This window comes from Vibrio sp. V08_P9A1T1 (assembly GCF_963874405.1).
GTDB classification, from domain to species: domain Bacteria; phylum Pseudomonadota; class Gammaproteobacteria; order Enterobacterales; family Vibrionaceae; genus Vibrio; species Vibrio anguillarum.
Genome location: NZ_CAWNIB010000016.1, coordinates 1 through 11411 on the forward strand (window position 1 = coordinate 1; position 11411 = coordinate 11411).

The window sequence follows — 11411 nt, forward strand, 5'->3', positions numbered from 1 at the left end:
ATACAATCCAAGCTGCGTGCCAACTTTTTAACTTAATGATTTTAAAAGATTTGCAACCATTTCTTATGCCAAAAAGAAAAGGGTTGCACAAATGAGGTGCAACCCTTTCCCACAAATAAAGCGAAGTGTTTAATCTTCACCAGTTTTGTGCAGCGCTAAGTGAAGTCCGCAGGTGAGTAACGTACAAATTCGCACCACTGCTTGATCATCAAAGCAAAATCATCGATGCCGCAGCTTGCGGTGCTTTCACAATCGTAAAAATCAAACTCACTGTCACTATCAAGCGCTTCACCATGCGTCAAAACATTGGCCTGAACCGTGACCTCATCGGCAAGAATCATCACGCTGATTTCCTGCCCCTCAAGCGTCTGCTCTTGATTAAATGCACGTTTCGATGCTGCCATTAGCGCAATAACTTGATCTATTTTGGGAAGATCGTTGCTGATCTCCTCTTGTAGCCAACGGCCAATAATTTCGTGCCCCATCGAAAAAGAGCAGTAATAGCTCCCATCTAGGGTGTTTTTTTTAAATTCGTAGTCCATCGGGTTCTCGATATTGGTGCTTGGGGATACGGATAACTTTGTTATTATCGGTGATTATGGCTAACGAAACCACTTGAGATTATGCAGATCACAGAAACCACCGCACGCCAGATTGTAGAAAGAGCGATGAAGATCATCACTTATTCAGTCAACGTAATGGATGAAAAGGGACGCATTATTGGCTCAGGTGATCCCACTCGTTTGCACCAGAAACACGAAGGGGCGATTTTAGCCATCAATGAAAATCGAGTGGTTGAAATTGATCATGCCACCGCCAGTTACCTAAAAGGCGTTAAACCCGGCATCAATTTCCCCATCATTTACCAACAACGGGTGATCGGCGTGGTTGGAATTTCCGGTAACCCAACGGAGGTTCATCGTTATGGCGAACTGGTCAAAATGACGGCGGAGCTTATCGTTGAACAAGCTGCACTGATGGCACAAGTACAGTGGAATAAGCGCCACCGTGAAGAGCTGCTATTACAACTAATTCAAGGTGCCACTCTCAATGAAACACAGCTCAATTCAATCGCCGAACGATTAGGGCTCGACCTTTCCCAGCCGCGTATCGCTGCCGTGGTCAAATTGATCCCAGATAACGATACCGCCTTATCGCTAGAACACTTACAGCAGTTAGTGCATCTGCTGGAATACCCTGAACGGGACAATTTGGTGGGGATCATTTCAGTTTCTCACAACGAAGTAGTGGTTTTAAAACCCATCTCACTCACCGAAAAAGGTTGGTCACAAGATGCCGAAACGAAACGAGTCAATCAACTGTTGAAGCGAGTGAAAAAAGAGGGCAAATTCACCATCAAAATTGCACTAGGTGATTATTTTCCAACGCTCTCAGGGCTGGCTCAATCTTATCAAACCGCCAAGTTGACGATGCAAGCCTCCCACCATAAACAGGGAGACGTCTTCTTTTATCAAGATGATAAGTTACCTGTACTGCTCAATAGCGTACAGCATGAGCCATGGAGCCGCGAGCAGTTACGCCAACCCTATACCCTGCTGGAACGGTATGACACTAAGGGAATATTAATTAAAACCCTCCGCCATTATTTTGAGCAAAACTGCGATGTCCATCAAACTTGCCAAGCACTGCATATTCACCGTAATACCTTGCGCTATAGGCTTGAAAAAATTGAGCAAGTAACCGCTTTAAAATTCAATCAGTTAAATGACATTACTCACCTTTATTTGGCTTTATCTTGCTTCAAATAAAAACATAAAATTGTGCATTTGCACAATTAATCAGTCGCGTCAAAGCCAGTAATCTGTGCAATAGACTGAAGACTCTTTTATTTTTGCTCCCTATATTGCAGCCAATCACTGATAAAAAATATGGATATAGAAGATGATTGAAGTTTCAACTCTCGGAGCTCTGGCCGCATTAGTCGTGGCTATCACGCTCATTCTAAAAAAAGTACCACCCGCCTATGGCATGATCATCGGCGCGTTGGTCGGTGGCGTGATCGGCGGTGTATCGCTGACCGACACCGTTGCTCTGATGATTGGTGGCGCACAAGGCATTGTGACCGCAGTACTACGCATTCTTGCAGCAGGTATTTTGGCTGGTGTATTGATTGAATCAGGCGCTGCCACTTCCATTGCAGAAACCATAGTGAAAAAGGTTGGAGAAACTCGCGCTTTATTTGCCTTGGCCTTAGCAACCTTAATTTTGACTGCGGTCGGCGTGTTTGTCGACGTGGCAGTAATCACCGTATCTCCTATCGCTCTGGCGATCGCTCGCCGTGCCGATCTCTCCAAGGCGGCCATTCTGCTAGCGATGATTGGCGGCGGTAAAGCGGGTAACGTAATGTCACCTAACCCTAATGCGATTGCCGCAGCCGACGCGTTTAACGTGCCACTTACTTCTGTGATGGCGGCAGGTATTATTCCTGGGATCTGCGGGCTTATTGTGGCTTACTTGATTGCCAAACGTTTAGTTAATAAAGGAAGTAAAGTCTCCGCCAATGAAGTCGTTGCGGTGGATCATTCTAGGCTCCCCCGCTTTAGCTCAGCGATCATCGCACCATTAGTGGCGATTGTGTTACTCGCACTACGCCCTATCGCTGGCATCAATGTGGATCCTTTAATTGCACTCCCATTAGGCGGATTAGTCGGTGCGGTCGTGATGGGACGATTTGCAGACACTAACCACTTCGCGGTTTCAGGTTTAACACGCATGGCTCCGGTTGCGGTTATGCTGCTTGGTACTGGTACTTTAGCCGGCATCATCGCCAATTCAGGTCTTAAAGGCGGTTTAATCGAAGTACTGACCGCTTCTGGGTTGCCTTCTTACCTGCTTGCACCGATCTCAGGTGCAATGATGTCACTGGCGACCGCTTCAACCACCGCAGGTACAGCCGTTGCCTCCAGCGTCTTTAGCTCCACTATACTCGAACTAGGCGTACCCGCACTGGCAGGGGCTGCCATGATCCATTCAGGTGCGACCGTACTTGATCATATGCCACACGGTAGTTTCTTCCATGCCACGGGCGGAGCGGTACATATGGACATTCGTGAGCGTCTCACCTTAATTCCTTATGAATCGGCAGTAGGTTTAGTAATTGCCTTCATTTCTGTGATGATTTTTGGCGTATTTGGTCTGTTTGTTTAACGCAGTTAAGGTGTTAAAAATGAAAATTGTTATTGCTCCAGATTCTTATAAAGAGAGCCTAACGGCAATGGAAGTCGCCACCGCGATAGAGAATGGATTCAAACAAGTGTTACCCGATGCGCACTACATTAAGTTACCGATGGCCGATGGCGGCGAAGGGACGGTCCAATCACTGGTTGATGCCACTAATGGATCGATTGTTACCACAACGGTGACGGCGCCGCTAGGTGAGCAAGTCGAGGCTTTTTATGGCTTAATGGGTGATGGTAAAACAGCGATCATTGAGATGGCGGCCGCATCTGGCTTACACCTTGTGCCGCCAGAGCAACGCAACCCAATGAACACCACCAGCTACGGTACTGGTGAGCTGATTAAAACCGTGCTCGATCAAGGTGTTGAACACATCATCATCGGCATTGGTGGTAGTGCAACCAACGATGGTGGCCTCGGCATGGCGCAAGCCCTCGGCATTCAACTGCTTGATTCAGATGGCAATCCATTAGGCTTTGGTGGCGGTGAATTGTCGAAACTGGCCTCGATTAATCTCACACAACTGGACCCACGTTTAGCCCACATCAAACTTGAGGTCGCCTGCGATGTCGATAATCCACTGTGCGGCGTACAAGGCGCTTCGCACGTCTTTGGCCCACAAAAAGGAGCAACACCCGAGATGGTCGCGCAACTTGATGCCAACCTTGCGCATTATGCAAACATCATCAAAATGCAATTAGGTCGTGATGTTAAAGAGATGCCGGGTGCTGGCGCGGCAGGCGGTTTAGGTGCGGCGCTGGTTGGTCTACTAGGAGCGAGCCTTCGTCCGGGCATTGAAATTGTGATGGATGCCGTGAACCTTAGCGATGTAGTCAAGGATGCCGATTTAGTCATCACTGGGGAAGGACGCATTGATAGCCAAACCATTCACGGTAAAACGCCAATCGGTGTTGCGCGCACTGCCAAACTTTTTTCCGTGCCAGTGATCGGCATTGCAGGCTGCTTGTCAGCAGACTGCGCCGTTGTTCACCCACATGGCATTGATGCGGTATTCAGTGTCGTTCCACGCTCGGTCGACTTGCCTACAGCCCTTGCCGAAGCGGCGCAAAATGTAGAAATGACCGCGCGTAATGTCGCGTGTGTTTTTAGCTTGTCTTACAGGCAATAACTATTTCGCTGAATACCATATGACGTTCACGCTCATTTTAATTCCATTGACAGAACAACGTTATGAATTATGGGTCAAGTCATTCTTGGCGGATGCAGCCACCGATCGAACTTAATCTAATGCTATTTCAGCATTGAGTGAGAAGCTAGAATGGTAAAAAGCCACCGAATCGGTGGCTTTTTTATTAGGAGGTTAGCTTGGATAGCTCTTACACCGCTTGCTGGACAATTACACTGTCCGCTTTTTTAGTGTATTGCGCCATACGATGGAAGTTGAGGTAACGATAGGTGTCAGCTGCAGTTGCGTTGATCTGCTTCGCGTACTCTAGGTACTCTTCCAGTGTCGGAATGCGGCCTAAAATGGCGCCCACGGCCGACAGCTCTGCCGAAGCAAGGTAAACATTCGCGCCAGTCCCTAAACGGTTCGGGAAGTTACGAGTCGAAGTCGACATAACGGTCGCTTTATCGGCAACACGCGCTTGGTTACCCATGCATAACGAACATCCTGGAGTTTCAATGCGTACCCCAGCGCGACCAAAGATGCCGTAATAGCCCTCTTCGATAAGCTGATCTTTGTCCATCTTAGTCGGTGGTGCAACCCACAAACGCGTATCTAACTGACCATTGAACTTCTCAAGCAATTTACCTGCCGCACGGAAGTGACCAATGTTAGTCATACAAGAACCGATGAAGACTTCATCAATAGGCGTACCTTGTACATCAGAAAGTAAGCGCGCATCGTCTGGGTCATTTGGCGCACATAAAATCGGCTCTTTAATCTCAGCAAGATCAATCTCAATCACATGTGCGTATTCTGCATCACTATCCGCTTGCATCAACTCAGGATTGGCTAGCCACGCTTCCATCGCCGTAATGCGACGCTCAATAGTACGGCGGTCACCATAACCTTCGGCGATCATCCACTTCAACATAGTGATGTTAGAGTTGAGGTACTCTTCAATTGAGGCTTGTGACAATTTAACCGTACAACCTGCCGCACTACGTTCTGCCGAGGCATCAGAAAGTTCAAACGCTTGCTCAACCGTTAAGTGCTCAACCCCTTCGATTTCTAGCACACGGCCAGAGAATTCGTTAATTTTCCCCGCTTTCGCCACTGTAAGCAGGCCTTGCTTAATCCCGTAATAAGGAATCGCGTGCACTAGATCGCGCAGCGTGATGCCCGGCTGCATTTCACCTTTGAAACGCACCAAGACAGATTCTGGCATATCCAGTGGCATCACACCCGTTGCGGCCGCAAAAGCAACCAAGCCAGAACCGGCTGGGAATGAAATGCCAAGCGGGAAGCGTGTATGCGAGTCACCACCAGTACCGACGGTATCAGGTAACAACATACGGTTTAGCCATGAGTGAATAACGCCATCACCCGGACGCAGTGAAACACCGCCACGGTTCATGATGAAATCAGGCAAGGTATGGTGGGTATTCACATCAACAGGCTTTGGATAAGCCGAGGTATGACAGAAAGATTGCATGACTAAGTCAGCGGAGAACCCAAGACACGCCAAATCTTTCAATTCATCACGTGTCATCGGGCCAGTGGTATCTTGCGATCCAACCGTGGTCATTTTAGGTTCGCAGTAAGTCCCAGGACGAACACCCGTCACGCCGCATGCTTTACCGACCATTTTCTGAGCCAGTGTATAGCCTTTGCCTGTATCAGCCACTGCAACTGGGCGACGAAATACTGTTGACGCTTCTAAGCCTAGTGCTTCGCGTGCTTTATCCGTTAAACCACGACCAACGATCAGTGGAATACGGCCGCCAGCGCGCACTTCATCAATCAATACGTCGGTTTTAAGCTTGAACGTGGCAAGCACTTCGCCAGTGTCGTGGTTACACACTTTGCCTTCAAATGGGTAAACATCAATCACATCACCCATGTTGAGTTTGGTAACGTCAACTTCAATCGGTAACGCGCCGGCATCTTCCATGGTGTTGAAGAAGATAGGTGCAATTTTACCGCCGAGCACGTAGCCACCCGCGCGTTTATTAGGCACAAATGGGATGTCGTCACCCATAAACCACAAAACAGAGTTAGTCGCGGATTTACGAGACGAGCCTGTACCGACCACATCACCCACATAGACTAGCTGATGGCCTTTCTCTTTTAGAGCTTCGATTTGAGTGATAGGGCCAATGCTGCCTGCTTTATCGGGTTGAATGCCTTCACGTTCATTTTTCAACATAGCCAGTGCATGCACTGGAATATCTGGGCGTGACCATGCATCTGGCGCTGGTGACAAATCATCAGTGTTGGTTTCGCCAGTAACTTTAAATACGGTTAGCGTGATCTTCTCTTGAAGCGCCGGTTTTGAAAGGAACCATTCCGCGTCTGCCCATGATTGCAGCACTTTTTGTGCATGTGCATTAGCCGCTTTTGCTTTCTCTTCTACGTCATAGAACGCATCAAACATCAGTAGAGTACGCGATAGTGCATCAGCCGCAATCGGTGCCAGCTCAGCATCATCAAGCAATGAAACTAGCGGCTCGATGTTATAACCGCCTTGCATAGTTCCGAGTAGTTGCGCAGCTTTTGCGCGGCTCACTAACGGTGAAGAGACCTCACCTTTAGTGATGGCGGTTAAAAAGCCCGCTTTAACATAAGCGGCCTCATCCACACCGGGAGGAATTCGATTTTCAAGGAGATCAAGCATGAACGCTTCTTCACCTTGAGGGGGATTTTTCAACAGTTCAACAAGTCCTGCGACTTGTTCAGCATTTAGGGGTCTAGGAACAACTCCTTCGGCAGCACGCTCTGCGACGTGTTTACGGTAGGCTTCAAGCACGACTTTTTCCTCTCATTGCGGTTTACCCCATTATTATTGACATGATGGGCAAACATCCTTGGAAACTTGGCTCTCCATTGCCAGATATTTTTATGTAATCAGCGGCAGAGAGGCCAAACTGTGGGACGAAGAATAGCAAATTTAACTTTAAATTAAAATCTTATCATTTTGACCAACATAGCAACTTAAGACTAAAGTTCTATGATTTTTGAGTCACTTACCGCCCACTTTTCAGCTCAATTCTCGCTAAAAGGTAGTGCCAATACTCAAGTATATCGAATCAAAATTATCTTCGGTTCGACCATAAGCAAACATAATCGGTCCAATCGGAGAATCAACACCGGCAAACACCGATCCCGCACCGTATAATGGGGCGGTATCAAAGCTTAGATCAGGATCAGACCATACACCGCCGTATTCTATTGATGCACCGACATAAAATGGGGAACTGAACAGGCCAAAGTCATTATCAAACCAGCGATAACGATACACCAAACTGGTGAACGCTTTATTCTGTCCAATCAAGCTGTTACGAGGAATACCAGATAAATTTAAGAAACCACCAATCGATTTAGGGTTTATCGGCTCACTAGAATTTTTACTTTGTACCACACCGTAATCAAGATTACCGACCAAAGTATGGCGACCAAAGCTGTAAGCGGCGATCAGTTCGCCGGAAAATTCATACACCGTATCGTTTGATTCAAGATCGGAAGAGACACCAGAAACTTTATCGTGCGATGCAAGATACTCAAGATCAAGATAAACACCGCGGGTAGGCAAGCTGAAGTCATCTAAGGTATCAATGCGGTAGTTAGCAAACACACCAGCACGGGTGTAATCCATATTTCCTATGGATGGCCAATTTGAGACTTCAGCCTCCCCGTCGGTATAGCGGATCCCTACCTTAAACTCTCGCCATAATTTATCTTGATAACCAAGCGACAATTCTCCAATCCATTCTAAATACGCGATCGGTAAATAATCTTTACTGGCTTCTAGACTGGTGTCATCAAACCCTTGCATTGGCTTATTACGTTTATCATTGCTAAACGTGACCAAGGCAGAGGTAAACGCTTTTTGCCCTGAGAACAGAGGAGAAAAAAGCTCCGCTTCGATGATCTTATCGGTGCCCATTTCTAGATTGAAACGTAATTCAGAACCAAACGAATTTAAGTTAGTGAAATTAGAAGAGATACCCAGCGCATATTGACTATCCGTATGAAAATCATCTTCTAAGAAAAAGCGAAAATTGAGGTAATTTGGCCCCCAAGATTTCTCTTTTACATCGATGACCAGTTGGTTCTTTCCTTCAAATTCTCGGTATTCATAGGTCACTAACTCAAAGCGATCCAATGCATAGAGATTTTCGACCGTCGCTTCAATCTGCTCGGTTGATAGCGGTTGTCCTGTCTTTAAATGTAAACGGTTTTTTAACAATTGATCGCTGTAATGACTGCGGTTGTTGAGTACGATTTCATCAACTTTCACATCATCGCCATAAATTAAAGCCCTGCGGCGAGCCTGTTTTGCTTCCACATAGCGTTGATAACTAGCACTCGATAATGACAACGAAGCCAATACCGATTGGTTCGCCATTGCGATATCGTACCCTTTCCTATAAGCCGTAGGCATTTTATCAAATTCAGTGGTTTCCATACTGCCGACATCAGGGCGTAAAAAGACATCTCGCTCATTCAATAAACGTGCTTGTTTTTGAGTGCTTCTTTGTACGAGATAGTTGGAAAGCTGATCGGCTACCGTCAAAAAGGTGGTGAAAGCTTCTTGGTTTTTGTAATCGGTACTGATATCTATCGCGATAACAATATCAGCCCCTAAGGCACGTGCAACATCAACAGGCATGTTATTGGTCACACCGCCATCGACTAACCAACGACCATCAACTTCGTAAGGTGGCAGTGCTCCGGGTACTGACATACTCGCCATCATCGCATCCACTAAATAGCCACGATCCAACACCACTTCCTCAAGAGCAATGATATCAGTTGCTACCGCGCGATAAGGAATAGGCAGTTGATCAAAGGAGTGAAATTCAGAGAGATTGCCCGACGTTTCTCGCAAAATACGCAACATATTCTGCCCTTGCACCACACCGCGTGGTGCGCGGATCTCACCCCAACGCAGTCCAAGGTCGGTGGTCAGTTGATAGCGGTCTTCGTACTCTTTATCCCGAACACGACGTTGGCTACGGTTGACCCGGTCACGATAGCCTTCATTCCAATCCACGCTGTAAATTAAACTTTCAATTTCATCGGCGCTCATACCACTGGCATAGAGGCCGCCCACATAAGCGCCCATGCTGGTACCAGTAATGAAATCAACGGGGATGCGCATCTCTTCCAGCGCTTTGAGAACGCCAATGTGCGCTGCACCTTTTGCCCCTCCTCCCGCAAGAACGACGGCAACTTTGGGGCGCGCAGCACTGTCCAGCATAGGTTTTTCAGCTTGTGGCTCATCAGCCACCGCGAAAGTCGCAGGAAACATGAATACCAAGAACAATAAGTTACTTAAAAACTGTTTCACGACTCTTCCTTAAATCCCTTTGAAATCAATTCAATATAAACTCCCCCAGCTACCACTGAAAGAGATTTTTTAACCATTGTCCTGGTTGTTTATCACAGCTCTGTTTCAATGCGCCGTTTTTATCCCACATGGGCAGTTTAAATTCGTTGTGACAATCTTGGACTAATTCACCCTCGGCACTGGTTTTAAAGCCAATCGTGGTAATGCCTTGCGGCCAAGGAAGAAGTAATTTTTCTGGGATCCGATGTTGTAAATATTCCGCGTACACCCGTAATGCACCACTCGAACCCGTAAGTTTGATCGGCTGATTATCATCGCGGCCAAGCCAAACCGTGGTGACTTCACGACCATCCACCCCGACAAACCAACTGTCGCGGCTATCGTTAGTGGTACCAGTTTTCCCCGCCAATGCCGCCCAAGCGAACTGATTATTGAGATAGCGCCCGGTCCCTTCAAGTACTCCTCGCTTCATCGCATAAGTTGTAAGCCACGCCGCTTGCTGCTCAACGGCTTGGGATACTTTGGGAATTGATTGATAGAGCACATTGCCCTCTAAATCCAGTACCGAGCGCAGCGCCGATAAGGGCGCTTTTTTACCCGAGTTGGTTAAGGTTTGGTACATCTGCGCCACTTGATAAGGCGTCAGAGAGAATGCGCCAAGAAACATCGATGGTACAGGACGGATCTCCTCTTTGTTGACACCGAGCCGCACCAAAGTGTCAGAAACTTGTTCAATCCCAAGCTGCATGCCCAATTGTACCGTAGGCACATTAAGTGATTTGGCTAACGCGAGATACAGCGGCACTTCACCACGGAACTGACGATCAAAGTTGCGCGGTGACCACACTTCGCCTTTGTTCCCTTTGAGTGTGATGGGTTTATCGATAAGCGTGCTGGCTAAGTTGTATTTATCTGGCTGTGCGAGTGCGGTGAGATAGACCGCTGGTTTGACTAACGAGCCGATAGGACGGCTTGCATTTAAAGCGCGGTTAAAGCCGTCATAACCGGTCTGTTTACCGCCAACCATGGCACGGATCTCACCACTGGTTCGATCAACAGCGATTGCTGCAGCTTCTAAGTTTTTCCCCGCCGTTTTGGAAAGCACTGGAATTTGTCGATCAATCGCCAGCTCCAATTTGGCTTGCGAAACAGGATCGAGCGAGGTAAAAACGCGCAAGCCATTATCCGCTTTGAAGATCTCGCCCACTTTCTCTTTCAGTTCAATTTTTAACTGCTGAAAATACGCTGGCTGCCGGCTGGCAATGTGAGGATGCTTTTGCACATCTAACGGTCGACTGGCCGCTTGTTCAAACTGTTTAGCCGTCAAAATATCTTGCTGCATCATCAGCTTTAAAACCAAGTCGCGACGCTCTTTAGCACGTTCAGGGTAACGCGCAGGGTTATAATAAGAAGGCCCTTTAACCATGCCCACCAACAACGCTAATTGATCAATGCGCAATTCTTGTAATGGTTGACCGAAATAAAGCCGTGAGGCGAGGCCGAAACCGTGAATCGCCTCACCGCCACTTTGCCCTAAATAGACCTCATTTAGGTAGGCTTCTAAAATGCGATCTTTACTGTAGCGATAGTCGATAATGAGCGCCATATAAGCTTCACGCACTTTACGCCATAAGGTTCGATCGCTAGATAAGAAAATATTTTTTGCCAGCTGTTGAGTTAACGTGCTGCCGCCTTGCACGGTGCGCCCAGCCTTAATGTTGGCCACTAAAGCAC

Annotated in this window: 7 protein-coding genes; 3 read left to right on the forward strand and 4 right to left on the reverse strand. The window is 47.4% G+C overall.

Translation table 11 applies throughout. From position 1 onward, the window contains the following. Nucleotides 1–155: 155 nt before the first annotated feature. Nucleotides 156–542 (reverse strand): YacL family protein, encoded by a 387-nt coding sequence (locus AACT21_RS00915; RefSeq protein WP_010317535.1) that lies wholly within the window; start codon nt 540–542, stop codon nt 156–158. Between the two features lie 81 nt (nt 543–623). On the opposite strand from AACT21_RS00915, the gene AACT21_RS00920 reads away from it, so the two are divergent. The 3 genes from AACT21_RS00920 (at nt 624) to AACT21_RS00930 (ending at nt 4327) form a co-directional block, all read left to right on the forward strand. Then, the gene (locus AACT21_RS00920) at nt 624–1769 is read left to right on the forward strand and encodes a sugar diacid recognition domain-containing protein (protein ID WP_094163602.1); all 1146 of its coding nucleotides are present in this window, start codon (nt 624–626) and stop codon (nt 1767–1769) included. Between the two features lie 133 nt (nt 1770–1902). Further along, entirely contained in the window at nt 1903–3168 is a 1266-nt protein-coding gene (locus AACT21_RS00925) for a GntP family permease (RefSeq protein ID WP_094163604.1), read from the forward strand. 19 nt (nt 3169–3187) lie between these two features. Beyond that, entirely contained in the window at nt 3188–4327 is a 1140-nt protein-coding gene (locus AACT21_RS00930) for a glycerate kinase (protein ID WP_029189898.1), read from the forward strand. Between the two features lie 208 nt (nt 4328–4535). Here AACT21_RS00930 and acnB read toward each other — a convergent pair whose 3' ends face one another. From acnB to mrcB, 3 genes are all read right to left on the reverse strand, one after another. Continuing rightward, entirely contained in the window at nt 4536–7133 is a 2598-nt protein-coding gene (gene acnB / locus AACT21_RS00935; protein WP_017043015.1) for a bifunctional aconitate hydratase 2/2-methylisocitrate dehydratase, read from the reverse strand. 246 nt (nt 7134–7379) lie between these two features. Continuing rightward, nucleotides 7380–9638: a patatin-like phospholipase family protein gene (locus tag AACT21_RS00940; protein ID WP_176430173.1), complete on the reverse strand. Its 2259-nt coding sequence runs from the start codon at nt 9636–9638 to the stop codon at nt 7380–7382. A gap of 88 nt (nt 9639–9726) precedes the next feature. Beyond that, the coding region (gene mrcB, locus AACT21_RS00945; RefSeq protein ID WP_094163608.1) for a penicillin-binding protein 1B at nt 9727–11411 on the reverse strand (1685 nt) is incomplete at its 5' end.

Bases quoted from the DNA above. Each gene is read 5' to 3' on its own strand.
- AACT21_RS00915 (WP_010317535.1), bottom strand. From the start codon at position 542: ATGGACTACGAATTTAAAAAAAACACCCTAGATGGGAGCTATTACTGC.
- AACT21_RS00920 (WP_094163602.1), top strand. From the start codon at position 624: ATGCAGATCACAGAAACCACCGCACGCCAGATTGTAGAAAGAGCGATG.
- AACT21_RS00925 (WP_094163604.1), top strand. From the start codon at position 1,903: ATGATTGAAGTTTCAACTCTCGGAGCTCTGGCCGCATTAGTCGTGGCT.
- AACT21_RS00930 (WP_029189898.1), top strand. From the start codon at position 3,188: ATGAAAATTGTTATTGCTCCAGATTCTTATAAAGAGAGCCTAACGGCA.
- AACT21_RS00940 (WP_176430173.1), bottom strand. From the start codon at position 9,638: ATGTTTCCTGCGACTTTCGCGGTGGCTGATGAGCCACAAGCTGAAAAA.